Annotated in this window: 18 protein-coding genes, 1 tRNA gene and 1 pseudogene; 10 read left to right on the forward strand and 10 right to left on the reverse strand. The window is 70.2% G+C overall.

Features of this window, described 5'->3' with window-relative positions; genetic code table 11:
* Positions 1 to 373: 373 nt before the first annotated feature.
* Positions 374 to 1,039 carry a response regulator gene (locus AC4BDD_RS30755; protein WP_490688758.1) on the reverse strand — a complete coding sequence of 222 codons (666 nt, stop codon included), beginning with the start codon at positions 1,037 to 1,039 and terminating at the stop codon, positions 374 to 376.
* Positions 1,006 to 2,292 carry a sensor histidine kinase gene (locus tag AC4BDD_RS30760; RefSeq protein ID WP_490688759.1) on the reverse strand — a complete coding sequence of 429 codons (1,287 nt, stop codon included), beginning with the start codon at positions 2,290 to 2,292 and terminating at the stop codon, positions 1,006 to 1,008. Before AC4BDD_RS30760 ends, AC4BDD_RS30755 begins: the two co-directional genes overlap by 34 nt.
* 133 nt (positions 2,293 to 2,425) lie before the next feature.
* Between AC4BDD_RS30760 and AC4BDD_RS30765 the strand changes: the two genes are divergently transcribed.
* The 3 genes from AC4BDD_RS30765 (at position 2,426) to AC4BDD_RS30775 (ending at position 7,347) form a co-directional block, all read left to right on the forward strand.
* A complete protein-coding gene (locus tag AC4BDD_RS30765; RefSeq protein WP_490688760.1) occupies positions 2,426 to 4,312 on the forward strand; it encodes an ABC transporter permease in 1,887 nt (628 codons plus the stop codon).
* Positions 4,313 to 4,436: 124 nt separating this feature from the next.
* Positions 4,437 to 4,754 (forward strand): transposase, encoded by a 318-nt coding sequence (locus AC4BDD_RS30770; protein WP_490691984.1) that lies wholly within the window; start codon positions 4,437 to 4,439, stop codon positions 4,752 to 4,754.
* A 244-nt stretch (positions 4,755 to 4,998) separates the two neighbouring features.
* Positions 4,999 to 7,347 (forward strand): collagenase, encoded by a 2,349-nt coding sequence (locus tag AC4BDD_RS30775; protein WP_490688761.1) that lies wholly within the window; start codon positions 4,999 to 5,001, stop codon positions 7,345 to 7,347.
* Between the two features lie 264 nt (positions 7,348 to 7,611).
* Here AC4BDD_RS30775 and AC4BDD_RS30780 read toward each other — a convergent pair whose 3' ends face one another.
* From AC4BDD_RS30780 to AC4BDD_RS30795, 4 genes are all read right to left on the reverse strand, one after another.
* Positions 7,612 to 8,070 carry a DUF3592 domain-containing protein gene (locus AC4BDD_RS30780; protein WP_490688762.1) on the reverse strand — a complete coding sequence of 153 codons (459 nt, stop codon included), beginning with the start codon at positions 8,068 to 8,070 and terminating at the stop codon, positions 7,612 to 7,614.
* 1,644 nt (positions 8,071 to 9,714) lie between these two features.
* Positions 9,715 to 10,170, reverse strand: coding sequence for a group II truncated hemoglobin (locus AC4BDD_RS30785; RefSeq protein WP_490688763.1), 456 nt, complete (start codon positions 10,168 to 10,170; stop codon positions 9,715 to 9,717).
* Positions 10,167 to 10,487, reverse strand: a complete 321-nt coding sequence (locus AC4BDD_RS30790; protein ID WP_490688764.1) for an antibiotic biosynthesis monooxygenase family protein — start codon at positions 10,485 to 10,487, stop codon at positions 10,167 to 10,169. Before AC4BDD_RS30790 ends, AC4BDD_RS30785 begins: the two co-directional genes overlap by 4 nt.
* A gap of 248 nt (positions 10,488 to 10,735) precedes the next feature.
* Positions 10,736 to 11,176 (reverse strand): VOC family protein, encoded by a 441-nt coding sequence (locus tag AC4BDD_RS30795; RefSeq protein WP_490688765.1) that lies wholly within the window; start codon positions 11,174 to 11,176, stop codon positions 10,736 to 10,738.
* A gap of 465 nt (positions 11,177 to 11,641) precedes the next feature.
* On the opposite strand from AC4BDD_RS30795, the gene kilB reads away from it, so the two are divergent.
* The 3 genes from kilB to AC4BDD_RS30810 all read left to right on the forward strand — a co-directional run bounded on the left by kilB (position 11,642) and on the right by AC4BDD_RS30810 (position 12,850).
* Complete coding sequence (gene kilB / locus AC4BDD_RS30800; RefSeq protein ID WP_490691985.1) at positions 11,642 to 11,893, forward strand: plasmid transfer protein KilB; 252 nt, start codon at positions 11,642 to 11,644, stop codon at positions 11,891 to 11,893.
* Positions 11,836 to 12,066: a hypothetical protein gene (locus AC4BDD_RS30805; RefSeq protein ID WP_490688766.1), complete on the forward strand. Its 231-nt coding sequence runs from the start codon at positions 11,836 to 11,838 to the stop codon at positions 12,064 to 12,066. The genes kilB and AC4BDD_RS30805 overlap by 58 nt, the downstream gene beginning before the upstream one ends.
* Before the next feature lie 163 nt (positions 12,067 to 12,229).
* Positions 12,230 to 12,850 (forward strand): histidine phosphatase family protein, encoded by a 621-nt coding sequence (locus AC4BDD_RS30810; protein WP_490688767.1) that lies wholly within the window; start codon positions 12,230 to 12,232, stop codon positions 12,848 to 12,850.
* 577 nt (positions 12,851 to 13,427) lie between these two features.
* Here the strand turns inward: AC4BDD_RS30810 and AC4BDD_RS30815 are convergent.
* Positions 13,428 to 13,560, reverse strand: a pseudogene (locus AC4BDD_RS30815) (transposase); the annotation flags it as partial.
* Positions 13,561 to 13,834: 274 nt separating this feature from the next.
* Here AC4BDD_RS30815 and AC4BDD_RS30820 point away from each other — a divergent pair.
* The 3 genes from AC4BDD_RS30820 to AC4BDD_RS30830 all read left to right on the forward strand — a co-directional run bounded on the left by AC4BDD_RS30820 (position 13,835) and on the right by AC4BDD_RS30830 (position 15,791).
* Entirely contained in the window at positions 13,835 to 14,155 is a 321-nt protein-coding gene (locus AC4BDD_RS30820) for a hypothetical protein (protein WP_490688768.1), read from the forward strand.
* A gap of 715 nt (positions 14,156 to 14,870) precedes the next feature.
* A tRNA-Trp gene (locus AC4BDD_RS30825) sits at positions 14,871 to 14,946 on the forward strand.
* Between the two features lie 398 nt (positions 14,947 to 15,344).
* Positions 15,345 to 15,791 carry a hypothetical protein gene (locus AC4BDD_RS30830; RefSeq protein WP_490688769.1) on the forward strand — a complete coding sequence of 149 codons (447 nt, stop codon included), beginning with the start codon at positions 15,345 to 15,347 and terminating at the stop codon, positions 15,789 to 15,791.
* A 189-nt stretch (positions 15,792 to 15,980) separates the two neighbouring features.
* On the opposite strand, the gene AC4BDD_RS30835 is transcribed toward AC4BDD_RS30830, so the two are convergent.
* A complete protein-coding gene (locus AC4BDD_RS30835) occupies positions 15,981 to 16,298 on the reverse strand; it encodes a hypothetical protein (protein WP_490688770.1) in 318 nt (105 codons plus the stop codon).
* A gap of 359 nt (positions 16,299 to 16,657) precedes the next feature.
* A complete protein-coding gene (locus AC4BDD_RS30840; RefSeq protein ID WP_490688771.1) occupies positions 16,658 to 17,089 on the reverse strand; it encodes a hypothetical protein in 432 nt (143 codons plus the stop codon).
* Positions 17,090 to 17,246: 157 nt separating this feature from the next.
* On the opposite strand from AC4BDD_RS30840, the gene AC4BDD_RS30845 reads away from it, so the two are divergent.
* Positions 17,247 to 17,879, forward strand: a complete 633-nt coding sequence (locus tag AC4BDD_RS30845) for a DUF4352 domain-containing protein (RefSeq protein WP_490688772.1) — start codon at positions 17,247 to 17,249, stop codon at positions 17,877 to 17,879.
* A 56-nt stretch (positions 17,880 to 17,935) separates the two neighbouring features.
* On the opposite strand, the gene AC4BDD_RS30850 is transcribed toward AC4BDD_RS30845, so the two are convergent.
* Positions 17,936 to 18,130 carry a hypothetical protein gene (locus tag AC4BDD_RS30850; RefSeq protein ID WP_490688773.1) on the reverse strand — a complete coding sequence of 65 codons (195 nt, stop codon included), beginning with the start codon at positions 18,128 to 18,130 and terminating at the stop codon, positions 17,936 to 17,938.
* Positions 18,131 to 18,395: the final 265 nt, after the last annotated feature.

Below are 18,395 nucleotides of genomic sequence, written 5' to 3' on the forward strand. Positions count from 1 at the left end.
AGACTGCCCTCCTGGGCGGCGGCCGCCCCGGCACCATTGCGCGCGTACGCCGACGGCTGGGCTCGAGGCGAGATCACGGGCCCGGCGACGAGGGGCCCGCGTCCCCAGAACCGGCTCGGGAAGGCCACGAGTGAGGCCGTACAGCATCGCGGCCGACAAGGCGTAGAGCAACGGCCCCGTCCGCGAGTACCTGCGGCGGCCCTGTCCGCCACACGACCCCGGAGAAGAGCGACAGCCAGACCGCGTGCCTGCGTGAAGGCTCACGCGGCGGACGGCCACCCGGTTTCGACGAGGACCACTACAGAGAGCGCGACACCGTCGAGAGGGCGATCAACCGCCTGAAGTTGGGCCGGGGGCGTGGCCCTGGGGCGGCTCAGGCGCGCAGGAACTCCAGCACCGCCAGCACCCGGCGGTGGGTCTCCTCGGCCGGGGGCAGGTCCAGCTTCATCAGGATGTTGCCGATGTGCTTGCTCACCGCCGCGTCCGACACCACCAGCTCGCGGCAGATCGCCGCATTGGACCGGCCCTCGGCCATGAGCGCCAGCACCTCGCGTTCGCGGCGTGTCAGGCGCTCCAGGGGGTCCCGGCGGCGGCGCAGCAACTGGCGCACCACCTCAGGGTCGACCACCGTGCCGCCGGCCGCCACCGTGTGGACCGCCGCCAGGAACTCCTCGATCTGGCCGATCCGGTCCTTCAGCAGATAGCCGACGCCCGAGCCGTCCCCGGAGTCCAGCAGGTCGGCCGCGTAGGAGCGCTGGACGTACTGGCTGAGGACGAGCACCGGCAGCCCCGGCCGCTGCTCGCGCAGGGCGACGGCCGCGCGCAGCCCCTCGTCGGTCTGGCCCGGCGGCATCCGCACGTCAGTGATGACGATGTCCGGCTCCTGCTCGGCGGTGGCGGCGTGCAGGGCGTCGGCATCACCCACCGCGGCCACCACCCGGTGGCCGAAGCGGGCGAGCAGGCCGATCAGCCCTTCGCGCAGCAGCACGCCGTCCTCGGCCAGGACTATCCGGAGCGGGTCGGGCTCAGTGGGGTGCAAGGGATCTCCACGCGCAGCAGGGTCGGGCCGCCGGGCGGGCTGCTCACCGTCAGTGTGCCGTCCACCACCGAGACCCGGTCGGCCAGCCCGGTGAGGCCGGTACCGCCCGCCGGGTCGGCGCCGCCGCCCCCGTCGTCCGACACGTCGATCGTCAACAGCCCGTCAGCGTAGTGCCCCTCGATCCGGGCGGCTCCGGCGCCGCTGTGCTTGGCGATGTTGGCCAGCGCCTCGGAAACCGCGAAGTAACCGGCCGACTCGACCGCCGGCGGTAGCCGGCCGGGCAGGTCGAGGCGGACCTCGACGGGGACGGGCGAGCGGTCGGCGGCATCCACGCAGGCGTCCGGCAGACCGCGGTCGGTGAGCACCTGGGGGTGGATGCCGTTGATCAGCTCTCGCAGCTCCGAGAGGGCCTCACCCGCCTCCCGGTGCGCGACGGCCAGTTGGGCGGCGAGCGCACTGCCCGGCGGGGCGTCCAGGCGCGCCAGCCCCAGCGTCATGGAAAGGGCCACCAGCCGCTGTTGGGCGCCGTCGTGCAGATCGCGCTCGATCCGGCGCCGCTCCGCCTCGAAGGCGTCCACCAGCCTCGCGCGGGAGCTGACCAGTTCACCGATCCGCAGCTCCTGCCCACCCGGCGACAGCACCAGCCGGGCCAGGGCCGCCCGGCCCGCCGCCGCGGCCGTCAGGGCATACGCGCCCAAGGCCAGCGCCACCAGCCCCGCGATCCCCAACGCGCCGGCCACGACCGGTGAATGGACCTCCCACAGCTTCAGGACGTTCACCTGCTCGCCGTCGGCCAGCAGCAGGGGCAGCGCCCCCAGCAGGTACCCCGGCACCGCCAGCGCGCAGCCCACCACGACCAGGTCCACCGGCCACAGCACGAACGCCGCCAGCAGCGTGAAGCCCAGTTCCTTCCAGGTCGCCCTCTCCCGGTACCGCAGCCTCAGCCAGGCCGACAGCCCCGGGCGGGGTGGCACCCGATGCGGATTTGCCACCGGCCTGCCGCCGAGCAGCCGCAGCAGCCTCCGCTCCCACGCCGCGAACGGCACCCCCACCAGGGCCAGGCCCGCCAGGAGCGGCAGCCCCACCAGCACCACCGCCAGCACCCCGGAGGCAACCGCCGCCACCAGCAGCCCCGCGCAGAACAGCATCCCGGCTGTCCCGCTCGCCAGCAGGTACCCGGCTGCCCGCCACGGAAGCGCCGACCGCAGGAACCGCGGGCGCATCACCTCCCGCCAGACGCCGTTCTCGCCCATCCGCCCTCCTTCGAGCCGCCTCCCACCCTAGGCACCGGCACGCCCCTCGCGCGGTAGAGCAGGCTCTACCTTTCACCCGGGACCCTGCACCACTGATCCGCCCGCCCCGGGCCGGTTGGCTTGCGGCATGAGGATGTTGCCGATTGCACTGAAGTCCCTCCGGGCCCGCTGGGTGTCGCTCGTCGGAGCGTTCACGGCCCTCGCGCTCGGAGTCGCGATGATGACGGTCATGCTGCTCGGGCTGGCCACCGCGATGGCGCTGCCCGGCGGCGAGGAGGTGGTGTCGCTGGTTGCGGCACTCGGCACGGCGGGCGGGGTGAGCGCGTTCGTGTCGGCGTTCGTCGTCGCCTCCACCTTCTCGTACGTGGTGGCACAGCGCCGGCGCGAACTCGGCCTGCTGCGCCTGGCCGGCGCCACCCGCGCCCAGGTACGCCGCACCGTCCTCGCCGAGGCCCTTGTCCTCGGCATCGCGGCCTCGGCGACCGGCTGCGTCCTCGGCCGGCTCGCGGCCCCCCGGATGGTGCGCTGGCTCGCGGATGTCGGCATGGCGCCGCCCGACCTGACGCTACGGTCTCCGGACTGGCCCCTGCACGCCGCCTTCTGGACGGGCCTGCTGGTGGCCCTGGCCGGGGTGGCGGTGGCCGCCCGCCGCGCTGGTCGGCTCGGGCCGCTGGACGCGCTGCACGCCGCGGACGTCGACGCCGGAGTGATGACCGTGGGCCGGTGGTTCTGGGGCCTGGGGCTGCTCCTCACCTCTGCCGTCCTGATCGTCACCGCCCTGGTCACCGATCCCGCGGATCTCCTGCACCGCAAGACGTACACCGTGCAGCCGATGGTGCTGATCTCCGCCTGCGGCCTGCTCGCGCCCGTCCTGGCGCGCCCACTGCTGCGCGCGTTCACCTGGCTGCCGGTCCGCTGGACCTCGTACGCGGGGCGGCTCGTGCGCGAGAACGCCTCGGCCGCGCTGCGTCGAACGGGCGCCGTCGCCGCGCCCGTTCTGGTGTCGGTGGCGCTGACCGGCTCGCTGGCCGGGGCCCTGGAGACGGTGAGCGCCGCCCGCACGGCCGAGGCCCGTGCGCGGACCGCCGCCGACTTCGTCGCCGTACCGCGCGACGCGTCTCCCGATGCCCTCGCGGACGCTCTGCGCGCCGTTCCGGGCGTGATCGTCTCCCCGACCGCTCCCACGGCGCTCTCGGTGGCCGACCAGGACGGCACGGTGGTCGGCTCCGAGGCCAGGACCGCGGATCCGGCCGCCCTGGCGGCCACCGCCCGCCTGCCGGTCCTCAAGGGATCGGTGTCCGCACTGGACGACGACGGCATCGTGCTGCCCGAGGAGTGGGGCCGGACCACCGTCGGTGCCCCGGTGCGGGTGGTGCGCGCGGACGGCAGCCGGGCCACCCTGCGGGTGGCCGCCGTCCTGCGCGACGGCCTGGCCGACAACGGGCTGTACGTCACCGCCCGCAACGGCCCGGGCGCCCGCGTCGACCGCATCGAGATCAGACTCACCGCCACGGCCGACGCCACCACCCCCGACCGGCTGCGCGCCGCGGCCCGCCCGTTCGGTACCACCGTCGCCACCCGGGAGGAGTGGCTGGCCGCCACCGCCCCGGCCGCGAGCCGGGTCGCCTGGCTGCGTACGGTACTGGTCCTGGGCCTCGCCCTGACCTACACCGGCATCGCGCTCGCCAACACCCTCGTGATGGCGACCGCCGACCGGTGCCGCGAACTGGCCTTGCTGCGCCTGGCCGGCGCCACCCGGGCGCAGGTGATACGGCTGGTCACCACCGAGTCGGTGCTGGTGGTGGCGGTCGGCGCGGCGCTGGGCTGCGCGGTGGCCGCCGTGCAACTGGGGACCATGCACGCCGGTTTGACGCTGCTCGGGGCAGAGGCGCCGCTGGTCCTCCCCTGGCGCCCCGCGGCCCTGGTGGCCGGGGGCTGCGTGCTGGTCGCGGCACCGTGCGCGGCACTGGCCGCCGCCTGGGCCCTGCGCCGCCGCCCGGTGACGGCGGCAGCCCGTTAGAGGGCGTGGGGCCCAGGGCTTGCCGTCAAAGTGATCTTGGATTGTGGATCACGGGGGTGTGATACGCCGCCATGAACTGTCCGATGCCGAGTGGGAACTTGTGCGGCCGCTGCCGCCCGGGCCTGTGCTGGGGCGGTGGGATATGGATGACCGGATGGTGCTCAACGGGAGCGTGTGGGAGTTCCGCACCGGGGTCGCCTGGCGGGATGTGCCCGGGCGATACGGGTCGTGGGCCGGTCTTCACACGCGTTTCCGCCGGTGGGCGGCGGACGGCATGTTCGAGCGGATGCTCCAGGCCGCGCAAGCGCAGGCCGACGCGGCCGGTGACATCGACTGGCTGGTGTCCGTCGACTCCAGCACCGTCCGTGCCCACCAGCACGCCGCCGGAGCCCGAGAAGGGGGGCCGGGAGTCCTGCCCTCGGACGGTCCCGAGCTGGACTGACCAGCAAATTCACGCGGCTTGGAGCGTCATCAGTGGGTAGGCGTCAGCGAGGCATCAACTCGCTCTCGACGTCGAGAAATTGAGCCGCGCACAGCTCTTGCGTAGTGCAATATCACATTATTATGTTGAGGGTCACATTGCATGTGCGGGCCCGTCTCGGCGCCCGGTGAGGCACGGCACTTCCCAGGTTCATCGGCCCAGTTACCGAGCCTTCTTCTCTCATCACCCCCCTCAGGAGGAACTGGTGTTCCAGCGCAGACCCGTGCGTTCTTCCCTTCTCGCCGCCGCGGCCGCGGCGACTCTCTTCACCGCCACGGCACCGGTCGTGCAGGCCGCCGACGCGAAGTCCACCGCTCCGGCCACCTTCCGCGCGGCACCGACCGCCTCCCCCGCGCCGGGAGCCCACCCGTACGACGAGGTGGAGCGCCTCGCGAAGGCCCCCCGTCCGACCGTGAAGCCCGCCCCCGCCCCGGGTGGCGCGCCGGAGGGACGCATACCGGGACGCCAGAAGCCGGCGAAGGCGACCGCGGGAGCGGCCGTCCCGGCGACCCGCACCGCCATGGGCGTGCCCTGCACCCTCGACGGCATCAGCGGACTCGGCCCGCAGGAGTTCGCCGACTTCCTCGCCGACCCGGCCGTCACCGCTGACGGATGCCTGCGGGGACTCATCTGGGCCTGGGACGCGCGCCTGGCACGTGTCATGTCCGACGCGCACGTCCAGGCCGTCAGCCGCCGTATCGCCTCGCTCGCCGCCGCCCACGACGGCCGCAACAGCACCCACCTGTTGGAGATGTTCACCTATCTCCACGCTGTGGCCTACCACGACTTCAGCCGCGACGAGATCGACATCACCGACCCGCCCACCACCGAGGCCGTCCGCCGGGCCATCTACTACTTCGGCACCGCGGCCCGCACCTTCGACGCCACCCGGACCAACGCCGAGACGCTCCGCGAGGCGCTCTACGCGGGCAGCGCTCCGGGCCTGCGGCACAGTCAGCTCGGCCTCATCAAGAAGGTGCTGGCCACCATGGACCGGTACCACACCACGACACACGCGGACCGCTCATGGGGCGGTGCCGCACTGGCCGCGCTGTCCGTGAACTACCTCGGCATCTATCCGGGCAACCGGGACACCGCGTTCCACACCCTCGTCGCCCGCGACGCCTCCTACCGCGCCGCCTTCAAGGCGTTCGCCGGCTACACCCACCTCAAGGGGACCCCGAACGAGTGGGTGGTGCGCGACGCCGTCTCGGAGTACGGCCGGTTCGGCCAGATCGACACGCTGCGCGACCCGATCGTCCACGACCTCGGCGAGCAGGTGCTGCCCACGACCCAGACCACTTTCGGCCGCGGCAGCGCTCCTTGGGCCAAGACCGTCTCCTGGCTCAACTTCTACCAGGCGTGCCGCCCGTACAGCGTCTGCAAGGAGGACATCGAGAAGATCCTCTTCCCCTCCACGTACACCTACGACAAGGGCGCCATCAAGGTACGCACCGCGCTCAGCCGGGACACGGTCGACCAGCTCTACTACGCCAGCAAGCAGGTCAAGGCCCAGTTCCAGCGGGTCCTGGGTACCGAGCAGCCGCTGGCGGGGGACACCAACACCACGCTGAACATCGTGCTGTACGCCTCCCGGGCGGACTACGAGAACTACCACCCGCTCCTCACGGGCATGGACACCAACAACGGCGGCATCTACATCGAGCGGGGCGCCACCTTCTACACCTACCAGCGCCGGGTGCCGCAGGACTCCTCGCTGACTCTGGAGGAGCTGTTCCGCCACGAGTACGTCCACTACCTCAACGGCCGGTTCGCCGTCCCCGGTTACTTCGGGGAGGGGCCGTGGTACCAGGGCGACCGCACCACCGCGATGGACGAGGGGACCGCGGAGTTCTTCGACGGCGCCACCCGCTCCGACGGCGTCGCGGTACGCCGCTCCCTGGTCAAGGGAATCGTCGGCGACACGGCCGACGGCAGCCCGCGTATGACGGTGGACCAGCTGCTGCACGCCACATACGAGGGCGACGGCTTCCGCTTCTACAACTACGCGGGCACCTTCTTCGAGTACCTGTGGACCCAGCGGCCCGGTGTGCTCCGCGAGATGTACCGGCACCTGCGCGCCGACGATCCGGCCGCCTTCGACGACTGGCGCCGTCGCCTGGGGGCCGACCCCGCCGTCCAGCGAGAGTACGACGCGTTCCTGGACACGCAGATCGCCAAGGTGAACGACCTGTTCGTGCCGAACACCACCTACACGCCCGACGCACAGCTTAAGGACTCCTCGGCGGATGCCGTCCGGGCCGCCTTCGCCTCGGCGACGTACATGGCCCCCAGCTGCGTGGAGAACGGCGATCCCGGTAAGCGGCGCTTCGTCTGCACCGGGCGCGTCACGGCGAACCTGTCGGCTGCCGACAACCCCGACCAGGTCTTCAAGGACATGTCGGAGACCGTGGACTACTTCATCCTGGATCGAGCCGGCGCGGCCTCCAACAACCTCGCGGACATGAACTGCAGCTTCGGCGAGGTCGACATCTGGAGCGACAAGCGGGCGGGCACCTCCGGCTACACCTGCGAAGGCCCGCTGCGCAGCTGAGCTGAGCGGCAGCACACGGCCCACCCGTAGGTCGGGTGACAGCCGGGTGACCTACGGCCCACGGCCTACGGGTGAGCGAGGGCGCCGGCGACGAAGCCGACCGGGACGGGTGCTTGTCGATCCGGTGCTCGCGCGCTCTGCCCGGATGGCGTCCGGGCCGTCGGTGACGGTCAGAGGTTTGGCTCAGGCGCCCGCACCAAGCACACGCGCCTGCCTCTCCGTGAGTGGGAGACCGACCCGGACCGGGGATCAGGCTGCTTACACCTACGAGAACAGCGCCCCGAAGAAGAACCCCAGTCCCATCACCGCGAAGAGGACCCCGACTCCGACGAAGAGCCACCACAAGCTGTCGCTCTCGGCCGGGAGTGTCCAGCGGGAGGGATCCGCTGGGTCGTAGCAGACCTCGACCCGGGCACCGATGGCCAAGGTCTCGTCCAGGGGGCGGGCTATGTCCCACCTGGTTTCCATGGGCCGGTCGTCGGCTGTGGTCCAGGCGATGACCGGGTGGTACACGGTGGTCCCGGAGCTCCGGATGGTGATCGTGGCATCCCCATGCCCCTCCAACCGAGTCGGTTCGTGACGGGTCACCACGCCCTGCGCCCTGATGCCCGTCACGACCAGTCGCCGAATCTGGCGGACTTTGAGGTACGCCGCCACGCCGGTGACGGCTCCCAGCACGGTGAAGGTCAGGGCAAAGACCCAAAGGACGGCGGACTGGGACATGGAATCTGCTCCGATCAGCAGCGATGGACAGTGGCAGGGCGCGACACGTTCCTATCCCACGACGCATCATCAGGGAGCCTTCGGAAGCGACCCGGCGCCATCCTGTCATCGGTTCGTCCGATCTCCCGGGAGGGCTGATCCGGCGACGGCGGCCATCGCGGCACCTCCGCTCTGATGCGGCACTGGCCACGGAAGAACCGGCCCTCACGCCGGAAAGGAAGCCCGCCGGAACAGGAAGCCGGCAACGCGATTCCTCCGCGACTGCCGCCCGGGCGGCGGCGGAGTCCACCAGGCCATGCTCGGTGTGGTCCGGCTGCACTGGGGCCGCTGACGGGACCGAACCCTGACCTAGCCCGAACACAGCGCGCACCCGCGCGGTGGGGGTACGACCCTCCTGGGCCTCCTGGGCACGTTCCGCCGCCATCCGCATCAGGGCCTCCAACGTGTCGACCTGGTAAAGGACGCGCGGGCCAGGCTCAGGACCCCTTCGCATGGTCCCACTGACCTGACGGACCGACGGACCGGCCGGGCTTTGTCGATCCCGGGCTGTCCCGGAGCCAGGCCGCGATGGACGAATCGACACCTCAGACCAGCGATTAGATGATCTGAACGAAGCGGAGCTCGGCCGCTGCCGCCCTTCGGAGTGGCGCCGTTGAGGGGGTGGGTCACTCCCGTCCGGAAGGAACGCGGGAATCGCGCGAGCTTCGTGCGGAGTGCGCGGTGGATCGCGCAGGGCTCCCTCGTGGCGGGTACGCTCGCGGTCGTGGGGCTCTTCTTCAGCGCGTAAGCCCGCTCTTCCGGAGGTTGCTCCCCGGCTACCGCCCAGGGAGCGCCGACTTGACCGACAAGAACCGAAAGAGAAGGCCTGGGACTGGTCACTCACGCTGTCACCGTCGGATGCCGGCTTCAACCGGTCGGCAGCGATCCCCAGTTCCAGCTGGTGATCGGACTGCCCGCAGTGGATCACCATGCAGTCGACCTCGAGGCACGCTCGGCCTGGTGTTCGGTGTCGGTGACGATGCCGAGCCGCCGCACGTGCGCGTACTCGTCTTCGTCCTGCCACTATCAGTCCGTCAGGTCGGGGTCGACGACCAGGTCCACGGTGCATCTCGGTGCCGCGGGCGGTGATCAGGTTGCCGAGGTCGATGATGTCCGAAGGGGGCGTCCCAGGCGTCCTGTCCCTTGACGCGTCGGGACGTGGAGGCCGCCCGCGGCCAGGCCCTCGCGATGCTCACCGAGCGCTCCGGCCCGTTCGCCGACGCCGCCGCGTGGACGGCCTGGCGGTGGGACCCGGCCTGGCCCACCCCCGCGGCTGCCGCGCCCGGCGAAGGGCAGGGAGGGGCTTGCACCGGCGGGTGTCTGAGCCGTTGCCTGGACAGGTTGCCTCCAGCGGGGGACCGAAGGTGTGATCGGAGGCGCGAGCCCGCCCAATCGGGCACCGCCCGTCTGCGCAGGTCGGCCCCTGTGGGCAAGCCGCCCGGCGGCGACGACACCTCTCTCCCAGGCCCTAGCGGCTCTCCCGGGCTTGTGGCCCCGCCGCCACGGCGGACCGGCCCGCAGAGGCGGTCCCCCGGAGCGATCGGCCGCCGTGGCCATGCGCTGAAGGCACGACGAGGAGATCACCACCACGTCCCCGGGGGTCGCTCACTCCAGTCCGTTCCAGCCCCAGCGCGGAGTCGGGCCGGGATCGCCGAGATCTTGGTCAACCGGCCCGGCCGAGACGTCACGGGCGATCCGGGTCCCCCAGTCGAAGTACTCCAGGACCCGGCGGCGCAGCGTTTCGTCGTCCGGGAATTCCTTCTCCACGGCGGTGGTCATCAGCTCCATCCAGCGAAGCCGCTGCTCCTCGGTGATCGACAGGCCCAGGTGCGCGCGGAGCAGGGCCTGATGGCCGCCGAGGTCGGTGGTGAACCGGTCCGGCCCATGGAAGACCTCGGCGAGCCAGACGGCGACATGCTCGATGTGTGTGGGGGTGAAGTCGGCGAAGACTGGGGCCAGCAGTGGGTCCGCCAGAACGCCTTCGTAGAAGGTGTTGCTCAGCCGGCGGAGGGCATCCATCCCGCCGATCGCCTCGTATAGGGTGCCGACGCGCTCGGTCATGCCGTCCCTCCGGTGGAGGACACCACGGCGGTCCTGGTGTAGTGCTTCATCTCCTCGATGTCGCCGATGTAGGGGCGGATCTCCGCGAGGAACGGAGGGAAGTGCGGGCCGCGGCGGAAACCCTGCTCGTGGTCCTCGACGGAACTCCACTCGATCCGCAGGATGTAACGCTCGGGCTCCTCGACACCGTGGGAGAGCTCGTATCCAAGGCACTGAGGTGCCAAGTCCAGCTGTACGGCGGCTGCGGCGTAGGCTTTCTCGAAGTCGGCTCGCCGTGCCTGCTCACCGATCCGGTAGCGGATGTACTCCACGATCACGCTTTCCTCCGTGGGTCGCTCGTGGGTCGTTGTCTCACTGGCCTCACAGGCTTCATGACAGTCCCCGCCGAGCCCAGCGGGTTCACGGACAGCACAAGAAGCGGAGACCGCTATTCCCCAGGGCGTCGCCGTACTGTTCCTGCCTTCGCGGCCAGTGCATTGTCGCCTTGGTCGGTGCCGCACCGGCCCTGTTCCCCGCGCGTGGGTGTCTGTGCTCGCAGGTCGGCCGTCACAGCCGCGAAGGGCCGTTAGCTGATCTGTTCGGCCAGGGCGAGGAGGATGCCTGAGGGGCCGCGGAGGTAGCAGAGGCGGCAGATGTCCTTGTACTGCGCTACCTCGCCGATTAGCTCGGCGCCATGAGGGCGCAGGCGGGCGATGGTGTCGTCGATGTCGTCGACGGCGAACATGACCCGGTGCAGGCCCAATGTGTTCGGCGGCGGGTTGTGCGATGCGTCGCCGATCGCCGCGGGGGTGTCGTACTGCGCGAGCTCCAGTTTGCCGTGGCCGTCCGGGGTCCGCATCATCGCGATTTCGCTGCGGACTCCGTCGAGTCCGACGGCTTGGTCTGCGAAGAGGCCCTCGATCTGTGCCTTGCCTTCGACCTCCATCCCCAGTTCGGTGAAGAAGGCGACGGCGGCGTCCAGGTTTTCGACAACAATGCCGACGTTGTCCATCCGCTGAAGCGTCATGGCGGTTCTCCCTCTGCGTTGCGCGGCCCTTTGAGGCCACCGGTATACCGAGGACGGAGCCAGCGGCCCATTCTCCGACAGCGCTGACACGCCGGATCTCACCGCGTGGCTGACATCCCAGTGGAGTCTTTCGCTCGGTGAGTCCCTCCCGAGCCGCAAACTGGCCGCCAGGGTAGGTCCGGAGCGCCGCGGGCGTAGCCCGGCCACCGAAGGCGCCGCCGCGTACGTCGCTGTCCGCCGACCTCAGCACCGAACCGACTACCCGAGAGGACTCAACCCCTGATGTCCATATGGCCTTCGATCATTGCCGTACTCGGTACCCTTGCCGGTGCCCTGGCCGCCGGGCTCCTCCAGCACCGTTCGGCACGGACCGCACGGGCCGAGGAGCGCGCCGACAGTCACCGCCAGGACCAGCTCGGCGCCGTCACCGACTTAGCGGCCGCGCTGGACGCGCACCGCTCGGCGATGTTCCATCGGGAGCGTCTGGCCTTGACCGAAGCAGGCACCGAGCACCAGCTGGAGGCCCAGACGAGGTCCCACGACACCCGGGCGGCAATCACCGCGCCCCACATCCGCCTTCAGGTCCTGGTCCCCGAGCTGACCGGCCCCGCCCAGCAGGCCGCAGATGCCCGGCCAACACGCCGGAGGAGATGGGGCCGGTGCTGCACTTCTCCGTTCCGAAGCTCTACAAGGCGATCCCGGGCGCCGACAAGCTGATGTTCCGTGTCGAGGGCTGGAACCACAACCCGTTCTGGGAACGCAAGCCCTCCCAGATCCTGCAGCACATGTCCTGGAAGTGGCTCAAAGACAAGAAGGTGTACGGCGTCGGGAGCGGAAGCTGGGTCATGGACACGGACGGCGTGCTGGCGGAAGTGGAACCTGCGCAGTGATGCGGCCAACGCGTCAAGACAAGGAGGCGGTCATCAGTCCCTTGATGCCGCCGTGTTCCTAGGGCCTGTCCGGGGTCGTGATCATGAGCGCCAGTGACGCCCGGGTCGACTGAGCGCCCTGGGCGAGGGAACCGTTGGACCCCGGGCGGGCGTCGACCTCGTCATGCAAGATCGATACCTTTACCTGGCCCGCCATGGTGAAGCCACACCCGACGAAGGCGGTCTCACCGCGGCCGGGCGCTGCCAGGCTGAACTGCTGGGCAAACGCCTGCGTGGCGTGTCGCTGACGGCTGTTCATCACGGTCCGTTGCCCCGCGCGGCACAGACGGCCCGGCTGGTCGCGGAGCGGCTGGGCGATGTACCACTGCGTGAGTGCGAGTCAGCCGGGGACTACGTCCCGTACGTGCCGGAGTGTGACGAGGTTCCCGCAGATGTTGCCGACGCTATGCTGCCTCGCTTCGCCGCGCTGCCGGCCGTGGAGCGTGCGCGTGGAGCGGAGCTGGCCCGCCAGGCGGCCGCGGAGTTCACCGGGCCGGTCGACCGCGGAGATGCCCCCCGCCACGACCTGGTCGTCACCCACGCGTTTCTCATCGCCTGGCTGGTCCGCGCCGCTCTCGACGCGCCGGAATGGCGCTGGATGGGACTCAACCACGCAAACGCGGCGCTCACGGTGATCCGCTACGCGCCTGCCCGGCCCGCAACCGTCCTCGTCTACAACGACATGAGCCACCTCCCGGACGACCTGCGCTGGACCGGCTTCCCGCCCCAGCTCCGCACGTCCTGACAGCTTCCTGCCCGGATGCCGGCTTGCCAGCAGGCCGACGCTCCCCACTCTCAAGGGTGAACCAACCACTCACCGGCCAGCCCAGAGGGCTCAGTCTTGTGTAACGGGGCGGAGGCTGCGGAGCCAGATGACCGTGCCCACCGGGCCGCGCACCTTGATGGCCCCCAGGACGGGAATCAACTGCGGGCTGTCGGCGGCCTGCCCGGGCGTGAGCACGAAGGACAGTGGACGGCAGCGCTGTTCGGCCGCCAGGTGCACCTTGCTGGTCAGCCCGCCCCGCGAACGCCCCAGGGCGGCGGCCTTCAGCCGCGCGCGCCGCCGTCGGCCCCGGCGCCGCTCAATACGGGCCGGGTCGGCCGCGGCGGCGTCCTGCGCACCATCTTGATCCTTTTGTCACTTCCTGTGGCCTCCTTTGACTGCTCGATGGCCTCCTCCATGACGGCCAGCACGTCCTCACTCATCCGTGCGCCCGCCGCGTCGTGATGCGCACGGGCAGTCGTAGAGTCCACGCTGACCAGCGTCAGGTCCACTTGCCCGCGCCGCGCGGCATCGGCGATCAAAGCCTCCATCAGGGCCTGGAACACGCCGGCGTCACGCCACTGACGAAACCGCTCGTAGACCGTCGACCAGGGCCCGAACTCCTCTGGCATCTCCCGCCTCTGACTGCCTGTAGGGAACCTCCAGACCACGCCATCGAACTGGTCCCGCAGCCGGTGCGGATACGGCCCGTAGCCGCCTATCGACAGCAACGCTCCACCAACTCCCGGTCAGCATCGCCCAGTTCGCGTCTCGCCACACGAGCGTTCTGCCGGCGCGCTGATCAGGACTCCGCACAGGCCCTAGTCCACCGGCCCGCCGCGCACTGACCAACGACCCCAAGGGGGCAGCCGAGCGGATACCCGCCCGGCTGCTCCCTTCCTCATCCCGGCGGGCCGCCGGGCCGATCAGCACCACAGTTCGGCGGCACTCTGGACAATTGGGCGTATGTGGAAGCCATCGTCGATAGTCGCAGGCGTCAACCTGCTGCTGGGGATTCCCGGCGTCGTTCCGGTGTGGCTGCTGTGGTATTTCGCCGTGAACTGGCCGCTCGCGGCGATCGGCTGGTCCCAGCCGGAGGCGACCGAAAACGACGGCATGCTGCCGTGGCTACTGGTCGGAGGGCCGGTGCTGGGCCTCTTCCTCCTAGTGTGGTGGGTTGTCAACCGCCCGGTGCGGCGCCACGTCGTGCTGGACCCCCGGCTGTACTGGCCGGTGAGTGTGCTGGCGACACTCATGCCCTCGTTCACGTTCATGGTCGTTCTATGAAGTGGCAGGCCCCGTCCGGGGCGGCGCGGCCAGGGCTGACAGTGTGGAAAGGGGGGCCTCGTTGTGCGAATCGGACGGGAGCGCGGGGGCCCCGATGACGTGGTCGATAGCAGCGTGGGTGCGAATTCGGCGTGCTCGTAGGGGCCACTGGGACGCCGACATCATCCGTGGCCTTGGGTTGCCCCTTCCGCGAAGAGTGCAGGACCGAGCCCGCAGCCTCGTCGAGCAGGGAAGATGGGGGAAGCGATCAGCGAAATCCGCGAGGCCACGGGATATGACCGCCGTGACGCGAGATGTGTTGTCTTGGCCCTGCTGTACGGCTGGAAGGTCCCAACCGGACTGTCGCGGAGGGCGAGTCGCCTCGACAAGACGTGATCCCCGATCGCCTGCGCTGGATGGCGCCGGCGGTTCCTGTCAGGAGAGGTGCGAGGTCCGGCGAGCGAGAGCGGTGGGGGGCGGGGCCAGGACGTGGTGCTGCGCCGGCCGCAGCGGCCCGCAGGGACCCAGGAGCAGGCAGCGGTGCCGGACATCGGGTACCGGTGCCGAAGGTAGCGAGACCAGTAGCCTGGTGCCCGGTTCGCGTGAAGACGGGTTGCGCGCGACGAAGTCCCCGTACAAACACCCAGGCGGGAGACCCCGCGGTAGCCAGGTCGCTGGCTCGGTGAAAACCAGTGGCGGCAAGGGACATGGTCGCGGCAGACTGACCGGCATCCAAAGGGGTGTAGCTCAGAGGCCAGAGCGCCGGTCTCCAAAACCGGATGTCGCAGGTTCGACTCCTGTCACCCCTGCCACGACCGCGTCCCCACGCGTCGAAGGCGTGGCCCATCGCGTCTCGGGGCCGTCGGCGTACGCCGCGAAGGTGGTCCGCCGGAGCTGTGCCTGGTGGAGGGCCAGGCTGCGCGTCAACCTTCGTCCGCGCCGGACAGAGCTTCGGTGATCAGGCGGTTGTGAAATCGGGGTGGTCGGTCGAGGAGCCGGCTGTCACCGGCCGGTGCACCATCACTCGAGGTACCCCCAGGTACTCCTTGCACCGCTATGCCGACCCGGCCCGGGGGGCCTGCTGGTGCGGCGGCAGTCGAGGAGGCGTTCGGGCGATGGTCCGGCGTGTGCGGCCGAAGCTGGGGGACTAGCCCGCCCACAGTGGGTCGGGGCTGGCCTTGGCCCGACCGCCCAAGGAATGGAGAAGCCGATGACGACAGCCAGCGACGGCATCACGGGCAGGGAGCTCGCCGACGGCCTGCTGCACGGCGTGGGCAACGAACGCATGAGGGCGGCGACCCGGCTGCTCGGCGCTCACCGGAACGGCTACTGGCTGCGGCGCCTGGCTGAGGATGAAGACCTTGCAGCTGTGATCAACCAGCCATTTGAGCCGTTCATCGACCGTTCTGGCACGCACCCCTCAGTCGCTTGGCGCTCGGTCGGGCTGCTCTTTGTCACACAGCCGTGGGCAATCAAGTGTTCCGGCAGCGAGCTGGCTGTGCTGGAGTTCGCCACATCGCTCGTGGGCTTCTTCGGCGTGAATCTGCACAAGGCTCTGGCCGCGGTGGACGAGGAAGAGGTTGGGCTCCTGGTGCGGGCGATGGGTGAGGCAGCGTACGGCGAAATGTTCTCCTGGCCGGTTGATGGTCCTGTGTGACGGATGGCTGGACGGTATCGAGCTCCAATGATCGGCGGCGCGGGGGAGGACTGCGCATGAGCGGTTTGGGTGGCCTTCCCGTCGGTGCTGATCTGCCCGCTCTACGACGGCGGAAGCGCAGCCCGAGGCTTTGTCTTCGATCGGCTCAGAAAGCCTGTGCCGCAAGCTTCACGGGCGGCTGGCCCTCGGTCAGTCCAGCTGGAGCATGGCGGCGGCGACGCACACCGCTGTGGTGAGTGCGCAAGCGATGCGCCACGGCGTCGTCCGGCCGCCGGGAGCCTTCCACACGCCGGCGAGCGCGGCCACGCCGCCGCCCACTTGCCAGTAAGTCGAGGTGTTAACGGCGGCGGTCACTCTCCTCCGGCACGCCAAGTCCGCGCAATCGTCGAACGCGGCCGTGAAGTGCGGCTGATACCACATGTACAGGGACACTTGCCCGAGGCACAGCGCGGACACGACCAGCAGCCACTTCCGGTCGACGCGTGATATGCCGCTATCGGATGCCATACGCCGCACCCTAACGCTCCCAAGATCGCACGCAAGCCCGCCGTGTTCGGCAGCGGGCCGCAAGCTCGCAACGAGCAAGACGGGCCCCTGGACCAGCCTGGCCCGCCTCTCGCCCGTGACCGATCCAATCCGCTGGAGGCGGCCACCTGAGGCACTCGGCATGCGCGGGGCGGTGCGCTGAGCCACGATGCCGAGCCACGATGTGGTGCGAACCGGTTCTGCTGGCCGTTACCGCCGGCTGCCCGACACCCAACGCCATCTCGCCGAGCCAGTAGCGATCTCCTCGTCGGCGGCCAGCTCAACGCGGTGGGCGAGCAGGTTGCAAGCAACCCCAGGTGACCAGCGCACTGCGGCGCTGCTCAGCCGCCTGGTGGCGCAGGACGGCCGCGGTCTGGTGGCCGAGGGCGGTGGACACCGCTGCCTCGCCGGTAGGTGAAGGTGACGATCTCATGGTCGCGGCAGGCAGCGGCCAGGGTGGCCAAGGTGGAGGGGCGGCGGTGGGGCCGGTGCTCCAGGGGAGCGGAGCGGGGCAGCGGTGGCCTGGAAGGCGCTGACCTGGTGGCGCAGGCGGCGCGGGCGGGAAGGACCCGTTCCAGCTTGGCCAGGGCGCGCACCGCGGTCTCCTCGATCCCGGCGGCGCCGCTCGTGGCGGTGAGCAGGGCGACGGCGATGGCGACGGCCTCGTCGTCATCCAGGAGCAGGGGTGGCAGATCGGCGCCGGCGGCCGCCCGTAGCGGCCAGGTCACCCAGAGAGCGTAGGCCGGGACGGTGGTGTGGAGGCTGAACGTCACGCCCGAAGACGTCGCACGATCGCCGATTGCGCATCAACCGCCGACAGCCCACCGTTCCCCCGCACCACCGATCTGTACAAGGATTGCAGGCGTCGACACACTGACCTGGATCAGTCGTCATACTGACCTGGTTCATCGGGAATGTACGGGGGATTCCATGCGCCGTTCCATCGCGGCTGCCGCCGCAGTCGTCACGCTCACCGCCACCCTTGTGTCATGCGGCGGTTCGGACGGGGGCAGCGACAAGGCCGGGCCCACGGGGCCCACGAAGGGCGCCGGTTCTAGCAGCACCGCCCAGCCGGCCGGCGAGCAGTCGCCCGGCAGCACCGCCGGCAGCATGCAGGCGCCGGTCGGCAAGCTCGGCGACACCCTGAAGCTGGTGGGGATGGAAGGCAGCCTGAACGGCACGGGTACGATCGAGGCCGACTTCACGTTGGAGAAGTTCGAGAACCACGCCAAGTCGGCGATCGGCGTACTCGAGCCTGCCGCCGGAAACCGCCTCGTGGCCGCCAAGTTCACCATCGTCGAGACCGGCACCGGCACCTACCAAGACTCCGGGTACGCGGAGGCGAACGTCGTCGACGCGAACGGGCAGGAATATCAGGGCAAGCCCGGAACCCCTACCGTCGGCGACTCCCTGGGCCCCAACATGATCATCAAGCCGGGCGAGCGGGTCACTGGCTGGATCGTCTTCGAGGTGCCGAAGGACGCGAAGATCACAGCCGTGACGTACGTGATGGAAAAGGTCGGGCCGGACCCCGAGCGCACGGGCAAGTGGACCCTCGACTAACGAGCTCGTGCACGGTTGGCGGTGAGGCGTCGAGGACTTCGGTGGGGCTCGGAGGCTCACATCCGCTGTGCTGATGTGAGGTCCGTGGTCTGCTGGTGAGACAGCAAGCTGGCGATGGCTTGGACGGTGTCGCTCATGTGCTCGCGACGGCCGAGGTGGCGAGCCAGCGCACGCCAGTCCTTCAGGTGCGCGATGCCGTGCTCGACCCGGACGCGCCGCGAGGAATGCGCCTTGCGGTGGCGCTCGTACATGTCCTCGTACCAGTCCGGGGCGTTGATCGCATAGTGATGGTCCTGGCGGAGGACCGGGCCGTGGCAGTCGAGGCCCAGGAACGGATCGGCTCGGAGACCCCGTTACAAGCGGGACGAGCCTGACGGTTCGTTCGCCTCCCCGGCGCACTGCGGCTTCCTGCCGCCGGATCTGCGTGTGCCCGGCCACGACCAGCTCGATGGGCGGATGATGCCCTGGACGCGGCCGAGCGTCCTCGACAGCGAAGTCGTCGCCTGTACCGGCTGC

The organism is Streptomyces sp. JLBT605 (assembly GCF_058215555.1).

Coding starts and splice junctions, on each gene's coding strand:
- AC4BDD_RS30780 (WP_490688762.1), bottom strand. CDS start 8,070: ATGTCCCAGTCCGCCGTCCTTTGGGTCTTTGCCCTGACCTTCACCGTG.
- kilB (WP_490691985.1), top strand. CDS start 11,642: ATGTTCCATCGGGAGCGTCTGGCCTTGACCGAAGCAGGCACCGAGCAC.
- AC4BDD_RS30810 (WP_490688767.1), top strand. CDS start 12,230: ATGCAAGATCGATACCTTTACCTGGCCCGCCATGGTGAAGCCACACCC.
- AC4BDD_RS30850 (WP_490688773.1), bottom strand. CDS start 18,130: ATGTACGAGCGCCACCGCAAGGCGCATTCCTCGCGGCGCGTCCGGGTC.
- AC4BDD_RS30785 (WP_490688763.1), bottom strand. CDS start 10,170: ATGACCGAGCGCGTCGGCACCCTATACGAGGCGATCGGCGGGATGGAT.
- AC4BDD_RS30820 (WP_490688768.1), top strand. CDS start 13,835: ATGTGGAAGCCATCGTCGATAGTCGCAGGCGTCAACCTGCTGCTGGGG.
- AC4BDD_RS30760 (WP_490688759.1), bottom strand. CDS start 2,292: ATGGGCGAGAACGGCGTCTGGCGGGAGGTGATGCGCCCGCGGTTCCTG.
- AC4BDD_RS30830 (WP_490688769.1), top strand. CDS start 15,345: ATGACGACAGCCAGCGACGGCATCACGGGCAGGGAGCTCGCCGACGGC.
- AC4BDD_RS30765 (WP_490688760.1), top strand. CDS start 2,426: ATGTTGCCGATTGCACTGAAGTCCCTCCGGGCCCGCTGGGTGTCGCTC.
- AC4BDD_RS30845 (WP_490688772.1), top strand. CDS start 17,247: ATGCGCCGTTCCATCGCGGCTGCCGCCGCAGTCGTCACGCTCACCGCC.
- AC4BDD_RS30835 (WP_490688770.1), bottom strand. CDS start 16,298: ATGGCATCCGATAGCGGCATATCACGCGTCGACCGGAAGTGGCTGCTG.
- AC4BDD_RS30795 (WP_490688765.1), bottom strand. CDS start 11,176: ATGACGCTTCAGCGGATGGACAACGTCGGCATTGTTGTCGAAAACCTG.